This is a genomic window from Caenispirillum bisanense (assembly GCF_900230255.1).
Taxonomy (GTDB): domain Bacteria; phylum Pseudomonadota; class Alphaproteobacteria; order Rhodospirillales; family Rhodospirillaceae; genus Caenispirillum; species Caenispirillum bisanense_A.
Genome location: NZ_OCNJ01000010.1, coordinates 100707 through 117573, shown reverse-complemented (window position 1 = coordinate 117573; position 16867 = coordinate 100707). Strand labels below are relative to the sequence as shown.

At 70.2% G+C, this 16867-nt stretch carries 14 protein-coding genes; 9 read left to right on the top strand and 5 right to left on the bottom strand.

Annotated elements, in window-relative coordinates; genetic code table 11:
- The first annotated feature begins 128 nt into the window (after positions 1-128).
- Positions 129-758 (top strand): class I SAM-dependent methyltransferase, encoded by a 630-nt coding sequence (locus CRP50_RS19940; RefSeq protein ID WP_097280950.1) that lies wholly within the window; start codon positions 129-131, stop codon positions 756-758.
- Here the strand turns inward: CRP50_RS19940 and CRP50_RS19935 are convergent.
- Positions 662-1606: a diacylglycerol/lipid kinase family protein gene (locus tag CRP50_RS19935; protein WP_176525271.1), complete on the bottom strand. Its 945-nt coding sequence runs from the start codon at positions 1604-1606 to the stop codon at positions 662-664. The genes CRP50_RS19940 and CRP50_RS19935 overlap by 97 nt on opposite strands.
- Before the next feature lie 280 nt (positions 1607-1886).
- On the opposite strand from CRP50_RS19935, the gene CRP50_RS19930 reads away from it, so the two are divergent.
- Positions 1887-2561: a DUF6962 family protein gene (locus tag CRP50_RS19930; protein WP_097280948.1), complete on the top strand. Its 675-nt coding sequence runs from the start codon at positions 1887-1889 to the stop codon at positions 2559-2561.
- Positions 2562-2595: 34 nt separating this feature from the next.
- Positions 2596-3744, top strand: coding sequence for a cyclic nucleotide-binding domain-containing protein (locus CRP50_RS19925; protein WP_097280947.1), 1149 nt, complete (start codon positions 2596-2598; stop codon positions 3742-3744).
- A 19-nt stretch (positions 3745-3763) separates the two neighbouring features.
- On the opposite strand, the gene CRP50_RS19920 is transcribed toward CRP50_RS19925, so the two are convergent.
- Positions 3764-4876, bottom strand: a complete 1113-nt coding sequence (locus CRP50_RS19920) for a glycosyltransferase (protein WP_217992089.1) — start codon at positions 4874-4876, stop codon at positions 3764-3766.
- Between the two features lie 235 nt (positions 4877-5111).
- Here CRP50_RS19920 and galE point away from each other — a divergent pair, with 235 nt between their 5' ends.
- Genes galE through CRP50_RS19900 form a run of 4 tightly spaced genes read left to right on the top strand, consistent with a single transcriptional unit; the run spans position 5112 to position 9599 of the window.
- Entirely contained in the window at positions 5112-6113 is a 1002-nt protein-coding gene (galE, locus tag CRP50_RS19915; RefSeq protein WP_097280945.1) for a UDP-glucose 4-epimerase GalE, read from the top strand.
- Between the two features lie 30 nt (positions 6114-6143).
- Positions 6144-7088 (top strand): fatty acid desaturase family protein, encoded by a 945-nt coding sequence (locus CRP50_RS19910; RefSeq protein ID WP_097280944.1) that lies wholly within the window; start codon positions 6144-6146, stop codon positions 7086-7088.
- Positions 7089-7134: 46 nt separating this feature from the next.
- Entirely contained in the window at positions 7135-8358 is a 1224-nt protein-coding gene (locus CRP50_RS19905; RefSeq protein ID WP_097280943.1) for an SAM-dependent methyltransferase, read from the top strand.
- Positions 8355-9599, top strand: a complete 1245-nt coding sequence (locus tag CRP50_RS19900) for a hypothetical protein (protein ID WP_097280942.1) — start codon at positions 8355-8357, stop codon at positions 9597-9599. Before CRP50_RS19905 ends, CRP50_RS19900 begins: the two co-directional genes overlap by 4 nt.
- Before the next feature lie 77 nt (positions 9600-9676).
- Here CRP50_RS19900 and CRP50_RS19895 read toward each other — a convergent pair whose 3' ends face one another.
- Positions 9677-10258: a TetR/AcrR family transcriptional regulator gene (locus CRP50_RS19895; protein ID WP_097280941.1), complete on the bottom strand. Its 582-nt coding sequence runs from the start codon at positions 10256-10258 to the stop codon at positions 9677-9679.
- A 112-nt stretch (positions 10259-10370) separates the two neighbouring features.
- Between CRP50_RS19895 and CRP50_RS19890 the strand changes: the two genes are divergently transcribed.
- Positions 10371-11645, top strand: coding sequence for an efflux RND transporter periplasmic adaptor subunit (locus tag CRP50_RS19890; protein WP_097280940.1), 1275 nt, complete (start codon positions 10371-10373; stop codon positions 11643-11645).
- A gap of 46 nt (positions 11646-11691) precedes the next feature.
- Positions 11692-14880, top strand: a complete 3189-nt coding sequence (locus CRP50_RS19885) for an efflux RND transporter permease subunit (RefSeq protein WP_097280939.1) — start codon at positions 11692-11694, stop codon at positions 14878-14880.
- Between the two features lie 59 nt (positions 14881-14939).
- On the opposite strand, the gene CRP50_RS19880 is transcribed toward CRP50_RS19885, so the two are convergent.
- Positions 14940-15953: a branched-chain amino acid ABC transporter permease gene (locus CRP50_RS19880; RefSeq protein ID WP_245913551.1), complete on the bottom strand. Its 1014-nt coding sequence runs from the start codon at positions 15951-15953 to the stop codon at positions 14940-14942.
- On the bottom strand, positions 15950-16837 hold the full coding sequence (locus tag CRP50_RS19875; protein WP_097280938.1) for a branched-chain amino acid ABC transporter permease: 888 nt from the start codon (positions 16835-16837) through the stop codon (positions 15950-15952). Before CRP50_RS19875 ends, CRP50_RS19880 begins: the two co-directional genes overlap by 4 nt.
- Positions 16838-16867: the final 30 nt, after the last annotated feature.

The following is a 16867-nucleotide window of genomic DNA, read 5'->3' as shown; positions in this document are numbered from 1 at the left end:
TTCCGGCGGCGGCCCCATGCACGGGCAGCACCGCCGCCGACGCGACCACCAGAAACCGTCGGCGATGGCGGCAGACGGCCCGGATCAGGCGGCTGCCTTGTCGCGCCGATGGAAAGAAGCAGATCCCGATGATTGCACCGTTGCTCCGCTGCTGGAACAGGCTGGAAGTCTCGCAAGTCCGCACGCGGCGCCTGCCGGCACTGCTGATCCCTTACGTGCCGGCCGGCGGGACCGTTCTGGATGTCGGCTCGGGCGACGGCTACATCGCGAGCCGCCTGCTGCACGAGGCCGGCGCGGCGGGCGTCTGCGGCGTCGACGTTCTGCCGCAGCCCAAGCCGCACATCCCCGTCACGGTCTTCGACGGCCACCACCTTCCCTACGAGGACGACACCTTCGATCTCGTCACCCTGATCGACGTGCTGCACCACACCATGCATTGCAGCCGTCTTCTGGCCGAGGCGGCGCGCGTTTCCAAGGGGCCCGTCCTGGTCAAGGACCACTACTGGGTGACGCGGCTCGACCGGTGGATTCTGGCGCTGGCGGACTACCTCGGCAACAAGCCCAACGGGGTCGCGCTGCCCTACAACTTCCTGCGCATGGAGCAGTGGTCCGCCCTGTTCGAAGAACTGTCCCTCACCGCCGTATCGACCGAACGGTTCCACTATGCGCCGTACGACCGTTCCAAGCAGGTCGTCTTCCTGCTCGCACCGACCGAGGGCACGGGGGAATCGGGCGGCACGAGCACCTCTATGGCCTGATCCGCCAGGTCGATGACCACGGGCAGCGCGGTGGCCGTATCGCCGTCCGCCTGTACCGGATCGCCGGGACGGGCGTGGACCTCGACCCGGCGGGCGACGACGTGGTCGATCAGGTTCCACCGGTTCAGCAAGCCCAGCGGAAGCGCGGCGGAATAGCCCGCCATGGCCAGCCGGCCCTTGCGGCGGAAGATCGACACCTGGAATTCCGGCGTCGCCAGATCGGCCGCGGGCGCCATGACGTAGCGACCGCCGTACAGCCGACCGCGGGACACGACCAAGGTGGCCGCGGTGACGGGCCGTCCGTCCACCAGCGCCGTCAGATGCGGGCACGGGTAGCGGAGCAGCTGGCGCAGGGCCGACAGGACGTAGACCAGCTTGCCGATCCGGCGCTTGACCGAGCGCCGCACCCCGCCCACCACATGGGCGTCGAAGCCGACGCTCGCCATCATCATGAACCGGCGGCCGTTGGCCTGGCCCGGCACGACGGAGAGGCACCGGCCCGCCGTCAGGGCGGCGGCGATGGCGGCGGGATCGGTGGCGAGGCCGATCTCGTGGGCGAGCACGTTGGCGGTGCCGAGCGGAATGAGGCCGAGCGGCGGCGTGGCGGGATGGAACCCGTTGATCGCGTCGTTGATGGTGCCGTCGCCGCCGGCCACGGCCACCGCATCCACCGTCTCGGCGGCGGCCTCGGCGGCGAACCGGGCGGCATCGCCGGCGGCCTGCGTCTCCTTCACCTCGTAGGTGCATCCGACGGCGTCGAGCAGCCCGAGCACGGCGCGGAACCGGTCCATCCGCTTCTGCGCCGCACGCCGGTTGAGAATGATCAGCAGGTGTCGCGGTCGGTCCACCGGCGCATCCGCCGGTCCGGCCGCACCTTCCCCTGCGCTGTCCCGTTCCCCTCTAGGCATGGGCCCCCAAGCCCCCTCCGTCCCCGCCGCCGACCCCTGCGGCCTGTGCCGCGACGGGACCGGACGATCGGTCCTGTTCCGGTTGGAACACGAAAAACTCGATGACTAGCAAACCAGATCGGCGATACAACGGCAACGAGTAGAAATTTCAGGGTTGAATGCCCGCCCGTCGCCCGGCCGAAATCGGGCGGTCGTCTGCCCCCTGCCGCGAGGGTTTTCCATGTTGTCCGAACTCGCCCTGTCCGCCCTGACCGACGTCATCCTGGCGAGCCTGCAGGCCTTCGCGGCCGGCTTGCTGTTCCGCCCCGGCCTGCGGACGATGTCGGCCGCGGGCCTGTGGGCCTGGACCATGACCCTGATCGCCGCCGTCTTCCTGGTCGGCGCCATCGACCACGGCTTCTTCGAGCCCGTCGATCACCCGCTGCACCCGACGCTGATGAGCGTGAACCGGGCGCTGGTCGCCGTGGTGTCCTTCCTGATGATCGCGGTCGCGGCCGTCCGCTTCCTCGGCCCGCAGGCCCGCCGGGTGGTGCTGGCGCTGGGCGCCATCGGCAATGCGGCGGTGGTCGTCCTGGTGTTCCTGTCGGACAACTTCTTCATCGTCATCGCCGGCTATTCCACGGCCCTGCTGCTGCTGCTGGTCCTGAGCATCGCCGGCCTGCGCCGCGGCACCGGCTCGCCCGCCATGATCGCCGGCATCGTCATCACCTTCGGCGCCTCCGCCCTGCCGCTGGTGGGGTACGAGGGCATCGCCGGCCTCGGCATCTATGCCACCTACCATATTGCCCTGATGCCGGCGGTCGTGGCCTTCTACTTCGCCGGCCGGGCGCTCGACGACGACCGGCCGCGGCCCGCCGGGGCTCCTGTTCCCGCGCCCTCCACCACCACCGCCTGACCCTGCCCAGCGCCGCCCGCACCACGGACACCCGATGACATCGCCCCTCGCCTCCGTCCCCCCGGCCCCGAGTTCAGAGGCCCCTGCGGCATCGCCGCGGGACGCCCTGGACAAGATCCTGCCCGGCCTGTCGCCGGCCATGGCCGACGCCGTCCGGCAGGCGATGGTGGTCCGCCACGTCGCCGCCGGCGCCACGATCATGACCGAAGGCGACCGGACGGACTCGCTCTACCTCATCGAGGACGGCAACGTCACCGTGTTCCGCGCGCTGGGGATCGACGGCGGCGAACGCATCCTCGCGACCCTGCCCGCCGGGGCCATCCTCGGCGAGATGGCGCTGCTCGACGGTCAGCCGCGGTCGGCGTCGGTGCGCGCCGCCACCGACTGCCGCCTGACCGAGATCGCGCCGGCGAAGGTCCTGGCGCTGCCCAACGGCGAGCAGGTGCTCGCCGCCATCCGCAGCAGCCTCGCCGTCGCCGTCACCAACCGCATGCGGACCCAGACCGACAAGTACGTCGCCGCCGTCGAGCGCGAAATGGCGGCGATCAAGGAACGCCAGCATTTCGGCCGGTTCTTCATCTACGCCCTCGGCCTGATGACCATCGGCCTGCTGGTCAACGACATCCTGTCCAAGCAGATCCTCGACGTCGACATCTTCACGCCGACCTTCGCCTGGGTCTATCTGCTCATCATCATGATCCCGACGTCGCTGGTGATCTGGCGCATGAAGATCCCGCTGCGGGACCTCGGCATCACCACCATCGGGATGAAGCGCTCCATCGTCGAGGGCGCCATCCTGTCGGCGGCGACGGTCGCCGTCGCCTTCGCCGCCGCCTGGGTCCTGCGCACCACCGGCATCCATGCCGGCACGCCGGTGCCCGCCGAATGGGGGCCGACCACCGGCTACTTCTTCCACAGCGTGCTGCAGGAACTGGTGGCGCGCGGGCTGCTGCAGTCGTCGTTCCAGCGCTTCCTCGACGACCGCCGCGGCCTGCAGTCGGTGGTGCTGTCGTCGACGCTGTTCGGCGTCTTCCACATCCACTTCGGCTTCATGGCGGTGGTGGTGACGATCCTGTCGGGCCTGCTGTTCGGCGCCGTCTACCTGCGCCACCGCAACCTGGCCGGCGTGACGCTGCTGCACTTCTTCGCCGGCGGCGCCGCCTTCTGGAGCGGCCTGCTCTGAGGCGCCGCGCCGGCGGCCGTCACGACAGCAGCAGGTCGGCCACCGAGCGGCACACCGCCTCCCAGTCGAAGCGCGCCCGCGCCACCGTCGGCGGCTCCACCGCGGCCGTGCGGGCGTGACGGAGGGCGGCGTCCATCTCCGCCGGCGTGTCGTAGAGGTGGACGTTGGGCAGGTCGTAGAACGGTTCGTTGGCCGGGCAGCGCGGCAGCACCACGTGCCGGCCGGCGACCAGCGCCTCGGCGGTGGTGGAGCACAGCACTTCCGACAGCGACGGGTTGAAGAACACCCGGTAGGGCCGCATCACCTCCCACGGGCTCGCCGTCCCGCCGAGGAAGCGCAGCGGCGCCCCCGCCTCGGCGGCGGCGGCGCGGATGGCGGCCTGGTCGGGCCCCTCGCCGTAGACGTCCACCGGCACGTCCAGGCGGGCGGCGGCGTCGATCACGTCCCGCAGGCCCTTGTCCCAGGTCAGGCGGCCGAGGAAGTAGACGCCGTCGTCGCCCTCGGCCACCGGCGGCACCTCGGCGAAGGCGCGCAGCACACCGGTCACCTGCCGCCACTCCGTCATGTCCTCCAGCCCCCGCAGGTCGAGGGCCGGCGACAGCGGCACGACGACGTCGGTGAAGCGGCGCATGAGCTGCTTGTGGGTGCGCTCCACCCCGGCGGCGAAGACCGCGCGGTCGGGACGGCCGGGGCGGCGGATGTAGTAGCCGTAGTTGGTCATCACGATGCCGACGACCTTGTCGGCGGCGACCCGCCGGCGCGGACTGGTCACCGGCAGCCAGCCGAAATGCTCCGGCTCCTGCACCAGGATGGCGCGGGCCGGCGGGGCGGCGGCGAAAGCGTCCTCGGTGATGAAGATGCTGAACATGGAGCGGGAAAACACGCCGTCGAAGAAGAAGACCTCCGGCAGCGGCGGCACGCCGAGCCGCTGCGCCTCGGCCCGCAGCCAGTCGGCCTGGGCGTCCTCGTCGGCGAACAGGACTTCGCCCCACAGGCGCTTCTGCGACGCCGCATCCAGCCACGGCACGCCGTAGGCCACGCGATGGCCCAGGGCGGCGAGACCGCCGGCATGCCACAGGGAGAAGATGGACGGACCGGTGCGCCACGGCAGCGCCGCGGTCGTCAGGACCACGATATCCACAGGAGGCCCGGGCACTCGACGGCTCGGACGAGGAATAAACCACATTCAAATAACCCTTACCGACCAAGGTCTACGACTATGACTTTCGTCCATGTTTGGCGCGGTTCACATTGACTTCGAAAACCCACCGTGAAAACCTCCCGCTCGCGCTGCGGTTTCGGTTCCTACTTCACCAAATCGCAATACGACAGAAATCGACTGTTCAGGACTTTCGAGGATCGCGGCGATGCAAGCAAGGGCCGTTCTCGTGACGGGTGGCGCCGGCTATATCGGCAGCCACGTCTGCAAGGCCCTGGCCGAGGCCGGATGGACGCCCGTCGCCTACGACGACCTCTCCAACGGCCACGCCTGGGCGGTGCAGTGGGGACCGCTGGAGCGCGGCGACATCCGCGACCGCGACCGCCTGCGCGCCGTGGTCGCCGCCTACCGGCCGGAAGCCGTGCTGCACTTCGCCGGCCGGATCGAGGTGGGCGAGTCCCTGCTGGCACCCTTCCCCTTCTACGACGTGAACGTCGCCGGCACGCTCACCCTGCTGGACGTCATGGCCGAGGCCGGCATCCAGGCGCTGATCTTCTCCAGCACCGCCGCGACCTACGGCGTGCTCCATGCGACGCCGGCGCCGGAGAGCCACCCCTGCGACCCCATCAATCCCTACGGCCGCTCCAAGCTGGTGGCCGAGCGGATGATCGCCGACATGGGCGCGGCGACGGGCATGAGCTGGACCAACCTGCGCTATTTCAACGCCGCCGGCGCCGACCCCGAGGGCACCATCGGCGAGGCGCACCGCCACGAGACCCACCTGATCCCGCTGGCCGTGCAGGCCGCCCGCGGCGAACGTGGCGCCTTCGCCGTGTTCGGCACCGACTACCCGACGGCGGACGGATCGTGCATCCGCGACTTCATCCACGTCTCCGATCTGGCGGAGGCCCACGTGCTCGCCCTGAAGCGGCTGCTGGACGGCGGCGCGTCGACCACCTTCAACCTGGGCACCGGGACCGGCGCCTCGGTGCTCCAGGTGCTCGACAGCCTGGAGGCCGTGGCGGGCGTGCCGGTGCCGACAGAACACCGTGACGCCCGTGCCGGCGACCCGCCGGCCCTGGTCGGCGACCCCTCGCGCGCCATGGCCGCCCTGTCGTGGACGCCGCGGCGCAGCGACCTGACCTCCATCATCGCCGACGCCTGGGCATGGCATACCAGCGCCGCCGCCCAGGCCGCCGTGGCGGTGTGACGGGGCACGGGAGGGGAGGGGGCGGCCGACATGATCGACAGAGCGTACTTCGAAGCGAAACCGGCGGTGTATTTCCGCGACTTCCTGGTGTCCATGGCCGTCTTCGCGGCCGCCTTCGCGTGGGGTGTGCAGACGGACGGCCCGCTGGTCGTCGTCGCCTGGGGCCTCGCCGCCGCCTTCCTGGCGCGCGCGGGCATCTTCGGCCACGAAATCTCGCACCGCCCCAACGAGGCGCGCATGAAGCCCTTCTACTGGGCGTGGCACCTCACCTGCGGCGCCGTCATCCTGGTGCCCACCGCCCGCTTCGTCGGGCCGCACAAGGCGCACCACACCACGGGCATCTTCCGCACCAAGGACGACCCCCAGTACCTGCTGGTCCGCAGCAACAGGCTGCTGATGGCCTTCGTGCTGATCGGCCTGCCGCTCGTCACGCCGGTCTACACCCTGCTCCAGGCCGTCATCGCCAGCATCGGCGGCGTGGAACTGGAGGAGCGGCTGGACCGCTTCACGCGGCGGCGGTTCAACTTCTCCGTCAGCACGCCGCTGCCCGACGACAAGAAGGCGGAAGTGACGTGGCTGTCGCGCTACTACCTGCTCGTCTTCGCGACCTTCGCCGTCCTGGTGCCGCAGGCCCTGCCGCTCTATTACGCCGTGCTGGTGGGGGCCTGGCTCATCGTCGTCCTGCGCATTCCGCTGGAGCACGAACTGGAGACTTACGCCGAGACCTCGGTGCGGCGCGACCAGATGCGCGACAGCTTCACGGTCGAGACGCCGCTCGCCCTGCTGATCCAGCCCATCGGGTTCCGCTACCACACGGCGCATCACATGTACCCGGGCGTGCCCTACCACAACCTGCCCGCCCTGCACGCCCACCTGAAGGCCACCGTTCCCGGTTACGGCGACAGCGTGGTGTCGTACTGGACCGCCATCCGCGGCCCCAAGCCCAAGCCCTCCGCCGCCGACGGTGCCGCATGAGCATCGCCCTGCCCGACCGCCCGCAGACAGGGAGCCCCGTCTCGCCATGAAGAACGCCCTCAAGGACATCGCCAACGCCATGCACGCCGCCGTGCCCGAAGCCAGCTTCGCGGTGCGCTTCTGGGACGGCGAGGTCCACACCATCGGCACGGCTCCCGCCTTCACCCTGTCGTTCCGCGACAAGGCCGCCGCCTCGGCGGTCATCGCCGACGGCTTCCTCGGGTTCGGCGAGTCCTACATGACCGGCGCCATCGAGGTGGACGGCGACATGCAGCTGCTGTTCCGCCTGGGCTTCGCGGTCGGCTACACCGACCACTCCATGTCGCTGAAGTCGAAGATCCGCATCCTGATCCTGCACATCCTGAAGCAGAACACCCTGACCGGCGCGCGCAAGAACATCGCCCACCACTACGACGTCGGCAACGAGTTCTACCGCCGCTTCCTCGGCCCCACCATGGCCTATACCTGCGCCTACTACGACCGTCCCGACCGGACGCTGGAAGAGGCGCAGACCGCCAAGCTGGAGCTGGTGGCCCGCAAGCTGCGCCTGCAGCCGGGCGACCACATCGCCGAGTTGGGCTGCGGCTGGGGCGGCTTCCTCATCCACGCGGCGCAGCACTACGGCATCACCGGCGTCGGCGTCACCCTGTCGAAGGAACAGGTGGACTACGCGACGCAGCGCATCGCCGCCCTCGGCCTGCAGGACCGCATCCGTGTCGAGCTGAAGGACTACCGCGAGCTGGAGGGAACCTACGACAAGGTCGCCTCCATCGGCATGATGGAGCACGTGGGCATCCGCTTCGTTCCCGGCTGCTTCAAGAAGATCAAGGCGCTGCTGAAGCCGCGCGGCATCGGCCTCGTGCACACCATCGGCAACGACGTGCTGCGCAACGCCGACCCGTGGTTCGACCGCTACATCTTCCCCGGCGGCCAGGTGCCGCCGCTGTCCATGCTCATCGACGGCGTGTGCGACAACGGCATGAACGTGGTCGACGTGGAGAACCTGCGCCTGCACTACGAGCTGACGCTCTTCCACTGGATCGAGAACTTCCGCGCCAACGAGGACTGGATCCGCGCCACCTACGACGACGTCTTCCTGCGCATGTACCGCCTCTACCTGGAAGTCTGCGCGTCGTCGTTCCGCTACGGCGACAACCGCCTGTTCCAGGTGCTGTTCACCAACGGCCTGAGCGATCTGGTGCCGTTGACCCGCAGCGACCTCTACACGGCGCCGGCGCCCGTGGCGTCGCCCGAGCCGGTGCCGGCGTGACCGCCGCGGCCACCTCCACCCTGGTGACGCCGGGCGGGGCGAGCTGCCCCGCTCCGGCGACGCAGACGCACGTCGTCGTCTTCTACACCGTGGCCGGCGGCGGGCACGTGGCGGCGGCGACGGCGCTGAAGGAGATCCTGGAGGCGACGGGCGCCTATCGGGTGACGCTGGTCAACCCCTACGTCGACCTGGTGCCGCACCTGGACCTGTGGCGGCGCCTGACCGGGCGCACGTCCGAAGACATCTACAACCAGTCGATCATTCGCGACGGCAGGACCGGACTCTACTGCCTGACCTACTACGGCGGCGTGCTGCTCAATTTCCGCATGGTCCATCGCGAGGCGCAGCGTGCCATCGCGGCCTATCTGGAAGAGCAGAAGCCGGACATGGTCATCAGCGTCCTGCCCATGTCCAACCGCATCATCTTCGACGCGGTGAACGACTACCGCCGTCGATCCGCCGACCGCGCCCACGTCCGCAAGGCGGTGCTCATCACCGACTGGACCGAATACGGCCGCCACATCTGGTTCCCCAAGGGCGACGATTACGCCGCCATCTGCGGTACCGAGGACTCCTATCGCCGCGCCACCGGCTACAAGGCGCTGGCCGGGCGGGTGTTCCGTACCCAGGGCCTGCTGCTGAAGCCGTCGTTCCAGGGCGGACCGCCGGCCGACAAGGCGGCCGCCAAGGCGGCGCTCGGGCTCGCGCCCGACAAGCCGGTGATCTGCATGCTCTACGGCGCCCACGGCGGCTGGCGCATGCGGGAGATGGCGGTGGCCCTGACGGACCAGCCCCCCGACGCCCAGATCCTGTTCCTGTGCGGCCACAACCGCGACCTGGCCGCCGCCCTGGCGCAGATGCAGTGGCCCTTCCCGACGCGCGTGGTCGGCTTCACCCGCGACGTGCCGCAGTACCTCGGCGCCTCCGACATCTTCGTCGGCAAGCCCGGCCCGGGAAGCGTCAGCGAGGCGCTGAGTTTCGGCCTGCACCTTCTGCTCGACCGCACCATGGCGTTGCCCCAGGAAACGCCGGTGCTGAAGTGGGTCAAGCGAACCGGTGCGGGCGCGTCGTTTCGCGGCCCGAAGGACTTCCGGCGCATCGTGCACCGCCTGCTCGCGCAGATCGATCGGGGAGTCGACGGGCCGAAGGCGCATTCCAACACCGCCTCGGCCGAGATCCCGGGCATCGTCGAGGCGATCCTCGAGCCCGACGGCGGCCTGCCCCTTCGGTCATCCGGCTGACGCCGTCCCGCCGTGGCCGGCGGGCAGCGCGGTTGGGGTGACCCGACCATCGCGGCATGCCGCGACGGCGTTTCGCGTCAGGGCGGCCAGAACAGCAGGGCGGCGTGGACGATGGCTTCGAGGTCCGCCCGCGTCGCCCCGCCGGCCGCCTGGACCGACATGCCGTGGATGAGCGTGGTCACCAACTGCGCCAGCGCCGCCGGATCGGTCCCCGGCGGCAGATCGCCCGCCGCCGCCGCCCGTTCCAGGCGCTCGCGCACGATCTGCTGCTGCGCCACCCGGTAGCCGTCCAGCTCCTGCCGCAGGCACTCCGACGCCTCGCTGCAGGTCAGCGCGCCCTGCACCGCCATGCAGCCGGCCGGGTGCTCCGGGTCGGTCAGGGCCTCTGCCGCGTCCAGCAGCAGACGCTCCACCGCCGCCCGGCCCGTCGGCTGATCGAGGGCCGCGCGCAGGTGCGCCTCCTTGCCGCGCACGTAGCGGTCCAGCGCCCGGCGGAACAGCTCCTCCTTGTTGCCGAAGGTGCCGTAGAGGCTGGGGCGGTTGATGCCCATGGCTTCCGTCAGATCGCTCAGCGACGTCGCCTCGTAGCCCTTGCGCCAGAACACCTCCAGCGCACGGTCGAGGGCGGTTTCGGCGCAAAAGGCCCGGGGCCGGCCCATCCAATGGCTCTCCTCTTTTTGTACCAGTCGGTAAATTAGTGTGTTGACACGGTCGGGTCCAGTCTGCATTTTTTACCGAACGGTACAAAATTGCTTCTGGAGCCCTCCTCCCATGACGCATCCCCACTCCCCCGCCGAACGCCCGGCGCCGCGCCCCCGCCGTCGCCTGTCCCGCCTGCTGCTGGCCGGAGCGGCGGTCGCCGTGCTGGCCGCCGCGGCCGCCGGCGACACCCTGGTCGCCACCGTCTCCCCCGCCCTCGCCGAAGCCGGCCCCGAGGCCGCCGCCCCGCAGGCCGAGCCGGCGGTGCCCGTTTCCGTCGTCGTGGTCGAACAGCGCCAGGTGGTGTCCTGGCAGAGCTATTCCGGTCGACTGGAGGCGGTCGACAGTGTCGCCGTCCGGCCGCGCGTCGCCGGCCAGGTGACCGAGGTGCTGTTCCGCGAAGGCGGCATGGTAGCCGCCGGCGACGTGCTCATGCGCCTCGACCCCGCCCCCTACGCCGCCGAAGTCGCCCGCGCCGAGGCCCAGGTCGCCGCCGCCGAGGCGCGGCTCGCCTTCGCCGGGCGCGAGCATGCCCGCGGCCGCCAGCTGGCCGACAGCGGCACCATCCCGCGCAGCGTCCTCGAAGGCCGCGCCCACGACCACCAGGAGGCCCAGGCCGCCCTCGGCGTCGCCCGCGCCGCGCTGACCCGCGCCCGTCTCGACCTCGGCTATACCGAGGTGCGTGCCCCCGTCGCCGGCCGCGTCGGCCGCGCCGAGGTGACGGTCGGCAACCTGGTGGGCGGCGGCGGCGAGGCGCCGGTGCTGACCACGCTGGTCTCCGTCGACCCCATCTACGCCACCTTCGCCGCCACCGAGGAGACGGTGATGCAGGCCCTCGCCGGCCTGCGCGCCCAGCCGCCCGCGGGCGCCCTGCCGGTGGAGCGCATCCCCGTGCGCATGACCGTCTCCGGCTCCGAGGTGCCGGTGGAAGGCCACGTGCAGATGATCGACAACGTGGTCGACGTCGACAGCGGCACCATCCGGGTGCGGGCGCAGTTCCCCAACCCCGACGGCCGCCTCATGCCCGGCCAGTTCGCCCGCCTCGCCCTCGGCCAGCCGGCCACCGCCGCGGCGCTGCTGGTCAGCGACCGCGCCGTCGGCACCGACCAGGACAAGAAGTTCGTCCTGGTGGTCGACGCCGACGACCGCGTCGCCTATCGCGAGGTGATGCTCGGCGACCGGGCCGACGGCCTGCGCATCGTCACCGCCGGCCTGTCCGCCGGCGAGCGCATCGTCGTCAACGGCCTGCAGCGCGTGCGCCCCGGCAGCCTCGTCGCCGCCGAGGAGGTCGCCATGGCCGCCGTCTCCGCCGCGCCCGCCGCCGCCCAGGCCCTGGCGCAGCGCTGACCGCCCGCCGCCGCGCCGCATCACACCGTCACCGGGACGCCCCGCCATGAACCTTTCGCGCTTCTTCGTCGACAGGCCCGTCTTCGCGGGCGTCCTGTCGCTGCTCATCTTCATCTCCGGCCTGCTCGCCCTGCGCGGCCTGCCGGTTTCCGAATACCCCGAGGTGGTGCCGCCGACGGTGGTGGTGCGCGCCCAGTACCCCGGCGCCAACCCCGCCGTCATCGCCGCCACCGTGGCGACGCCGCTGGAAGAGGCCGTCAACGGCGTCGAGGACATGCTCTACATGGGCAGCCAGGCGACCACCGACGGCACCATGACGCTGACCGTCACCTTCCGCCTCGGCACCGACCCGGACAAGGCCCAGCAACTGGTGCAGAACCGTGTCGCCCAGGCCGAGCCGCGCCTGCCGGAGGAAGTGCGGCGCATCGGCGTCACCACGCTGAAAAGCTCGCCCGACCTCACCATGGTCGTCCACCTGCTGTCGCCCGACGGCCGCTACGACATGACCTACCTGCGCAACTACGCCGTCCTCAACGTCAAGGACCGGCTGGCGCGCCTCAACGGCGTCGGCGACGTGCAGCTGTTCGGGGCCGGCGACTACGCCATGCGCGTCTGGCTCGACCCGCAGCAGGTGGCCGGGCGCGGCCTGTCGGCCGGCGACGTGGTGGCGGCCATCCGCGAGCAGAACGTGCAGGCGGCGGCCGGCGTGGTCGGCGCCTCGCCGAGCGCGCCGGGCGTCGACCTGCAGATGTCGGTCAACGCCCGCGGCCGCCTGCAGACGGTCGAGGAATTCGGCGACATCGCCGTGAAGGTGGACGACGATGGCGCCGTCACCCGCCTGCGCGACCTCGGCCGGCTGGAGCTGGGGGCGGCGGAATACGCCTTGCGCTCGCTGCTCGACAACCAGGCGGCGGTCGCCATCCCCATCTTCCAGGCGCCCGGCTCCAACGCCATCGAGATTTCCGACCGCGTGCAGGAGACCATGGCCGAGCTGAAGACGCTCATGCCCGAGGGCGTCGACTACCAGATCGTCTACGACACCACCCAGTTCGTCCACGCCTCCATCGAGTCGGTGGTCCACACGCTGCTGGAAGCGGTGCTGCTGGTGGTCGTGGTGGTGATCCTGTTCCTCCAGACGTGGCGCGCCTCCATCATCCCGCTGCTCGCCGTGCCGGTGTCGGTGGTCGGCACCTTTGCGGTCATGCACCTGCTCGGCGTGTCGGTGAACGCCCTGTCGCTGTTCGGGCTGGTGCTCGCCATCGGCATCGTGGTCGACGACGCCATCGTCGTGGTCGAGAACGTCGAGCGCAACATCGCCGAAGGGCTGGAACCGCGCCAGGCCACCTACAAGGCCATGCAGGAGGTTTCCGGCCCCATCGTCGCCATCGCCCTGGTGCTGGTGGCGGTGTTCGTGCCGCTCGCCTTCATCAGCGGCCTGACCGGGCAGTTCTACAAGCAGTTCGCGCTCACCATCGCCATCTCCACCGTCATCTCGGCGGTCAACTCCCTGACCCTGTCGCCGGCCCTCGCCGCCCTGCTGCTGAAGAGCCACGACGCCCCGAAGGACCGCCTGACGCGCATCATGGACGCCGGCCTCGGCTGGCTGTTCCGCGGCTTCAACCGCGTCTTCGGGGCGGGGGCGCGCGCCTACGACGGCGGCGTCGGCCGCGTGCTGTCGCGCAAGGCGGTGATGATGGGAATCTACGTGGCGCTGCTCGCCGTCACCGTCGGCCTGTTCCAGCAGGTGCCGCGCGGCTTCGTGCCCATGCAGGACAAGCAGTACCTCATCGGCTTCGCCCAGCTGCCCGACGGCGCCACCCTCGACCGCACGGAAGAGGTGATCCGCCGCATGGGCGACATCGCCCTGGCCGACCCCGGTGTCGAGCACGCCGTGTCGTTCCCCGGCCTGTCCATCAACGGCTTCACCAACAGCACCAACTCGGGCATCGTCTTCGCCGCCCTCAAGTCCTTCGACGAGCGCACCACGCCCGAGCAGAGCGCCGGCGCCATCGCCGGCCGCCTGAACGGGCAGTTCGCCGGCATCCAGGAAGCCTTCGTCGTCATGTTCCCGCCGCCGCCCGTCCAGGGCCTCGGCACCACCGGCGGCTTCAAGCTGCAGGTGCAGGACCGCGGCAACCAGGGCTACGCCGCCCTCGACGGCGCGGTGAAGGCCTTCCTGGTCGAGGCGGCCAAGGCGCCGGAACTCGCCAACCTGTTCACCAGCTACCAGATCAACGTGCCGCAGGTCTTCGCCGACGTCGACCGCACCAAGGCGCAGCAGCTGGGCGTGTCGGTGTCGGACGTGTTCGACACGCTGCAGATCTACCTCGGCAGCCTCTACGTCAACGACTTCAACGAGTTCGGCCGCACCTACACGGTGCGCGTCCAGGCCGACGCGCCGTTCCGCTCGCACGCCGAGGACATCGGCCGCCTGAAGGTGCGCTCGGCGAGCGGCGAGATGATCCCGCTGTCCGCCCTCATGACCATCGAGCCGGCGGCGGGGCCGGAGCGCGCCATGCGCTACAACGGCTTCCTCGCTGCCGACGTCAGTGGTGCGGCCGCCCCCGGCTATTCCTCGGGCGAGGCGGAAGCGGCCGTCGAGCGCATCGCCGCCGAAACCCTGCCCAAGGGCTTCGCCTTCGAGTGGACGGAACTGACCTACCAGCAGATCCTGGCCGGCAATTCCTCGGTCATCGTCTTCCCGCTGGCGCTCCTGCTGGTGTTCCTGGTGCTGGCGGCGCAGTACGAGAGCCTGACGCTGCCCATCGCCATCATCCTCATCGTGCCCATGAGCCTGCTGGCGGCGCTGGCGGGAATCGAGCTGGTGGGCGGCGACAACAACGTCTTCACCCAGATCGGCCTCATCGTACTGGTGGGCCTGTCGGCGAAGAACGCCATCCTGATCGTGGAATTCGCCCGCGAGCTGGAATTCGCCGGCCATTCGCCGCGCGCCGCGGCGCTCATGGCGAGCCGCCTGCGCCTGCGGCCGATCCTCATGACCTCCATGGCCTTCATCATGGGCGTGGTGCCGCTGGTGCTGGCGACCGGCGCCGGGGCGGAGATGCGCCAGGCCATGGGCATCGCCGTGTTCTCGGGCATGATCGGGGTGACGCTGTTCGGCATCTTCCTGACGCCGGTGTTCTACGTCGTCCTCCGCGCCCTGGCGGGCAACCGCCCGCTGCGGCGGGTGATGGCGGCTCCGGCGGCCGAGGCGCAGGCGGCGCCGGCCGAATAGGCCGGAGCCGCCGCCCCCTGAGTCGCCCCCAGAGCCGCCGCCGCGGCGACGGTGGCGGCTCAGCCGCCGCGCGGCCTCTCCGGGGCCGGTGCGGCGGCCCCCGCCTGCTGGTACGAGCTTTCGGGCTCCGCCGGGGTCTTCCGCCGGCTGCGGAGGAAGGCCGCCAGCTCGCCGACGATGCCGCGGCGGAACAGCAGCACGCAGACCACGAAGATGGCGCCCTGGACGATGGTGGTCATGGAGCCCACCTGCGCCAGGTAGTTCTGCATGCTGACCACCACGGCGGCACCGACGATGGGGCCGAGCATGGTGCCCATGCCGCCGAGGATCGTCATCAGCACGACCTCGCCCGACATCTGCCACTGCACGTCGGTCAGCGACGCCAGCTGGAACACCAGCACCTTGGTGGACCCCGCAAGGCCCGACAGGCCCGCCGACAGCACGAAGGCGATCAGCTTGTAGCGGTCGGTGTCGTAGCCGAGCGAGATGGCGCGCGGCTCGTTCTCGCGGATGGACTTGAGGATCTGGCCGAACGGCGAATGCACCGTGCGGTAGATGATGAACACCCCGATCAGGAACACCGCCAGCACGAAGTAATAGATCGCGATGTTGGACCCGATGTCGATGAGGCCGAACAGCGGCCGCCGCGGCACGCCCTGGATGCCGTCCTCGCCGTGGGTGAAGGGCGCCTGCAGGGCGACGAAGTAGACCATCTGGGCCAGGGCCAGCGTCACCATGGCGAAGTAGATGCCCTGGCGGCGGATGGCGATGGCGCCGAACACGAGGCCGAGGCCGGCGCCCACCGCGGTGCCGGTGAGGATCGCCACCTCCGGGCCGAAGCCCCACACCTTGGTGACGTGGGCGCCGCAATAGGCGGCGAAGCCGAAGAAGGCGGCATGGCCGAAGGACAGCAGGCCGACATAGCCGAGCAGCAGGTTGAAGGCCGCGGCGAACAGCGCGAAGCACAGCACCTTTGCGAGGAACACCGGGTAGACGACCAGCGGCGCCACCGCCAGCGCGACCAGACCGAGCACCAGCCACAGGCCCTTGTGCATCTTCACGGACCCCATCATGCCGTCCTCCCGAACAGGCCGGCCGGCTTGACCATCAACACCACGGCCATGATGACGAAAATGACCACGCTCGACGCCTCGGGCCAGAACACGCGCGTCAGCCCCTCGAACACGCCGAGCATGAAGCCCGAGACCACGGCGCCCATGATCGAGCCCATGCCGCCGATCACCACCACCGCGAAGACGACGATGATGAGGTGCGAGCCCATGATCGGGTTGACCGAGTAGATCGGCGCCGCCAGCACCCCGGCGAAGGCCGCCAGCGCCACGCCGAAGCCGTAGGTGAGCGTCACCAGCAGCGGCACGTTGACGCCGAAGGCGCGCACCAGGTCGGGGTTCTCCGTCGCCGCCCGCATGAGGGCGCCAAGCTTGGTGCGCTCGATGATGAGCCAGGTGGCGAGGCACATGACCAGCGAGGCGACGATCACCCAGGCGCGGTACTTGGGCAGGAACATGAAGCCGAGGTTGATGCCGCCCGACAGCGACTCCGGCAGCTGGTAAGGCTGGCCGGAGATGCCGTAGAGCTGGCGGAACGTGCCCTCGATGACCAGGGCGAGGCCGAAGGTCAGCAGCAGCCCGTACAGATGGTCCAGCTCGTAGAGCCGCTTGAGCAGCAGCCGCTCCACGATCACGCCGAAGACGCCGACGACGAGGGGGGCGACGATCAACGCCGGCCAGTACCCGATGCCCAGGTACTGCAGCGCCAGCCACGCCACGAACGCACCCAGCATGTAGAAGGCGCCGTGAGCGAAGTTGATGATGTTGAGCAACCCGAAGATCAGGGCCAGCCCCAGGCTCAGCACGGCATAGAAGGCGCCGTTGATGAGCCCGAGCAGCAACTGCCCCATGAGCACGGGCATCGGTACGCCCAGAATGTCGACCATGTATCGCTCCCCTCGTGCGTCAGGCGGTCT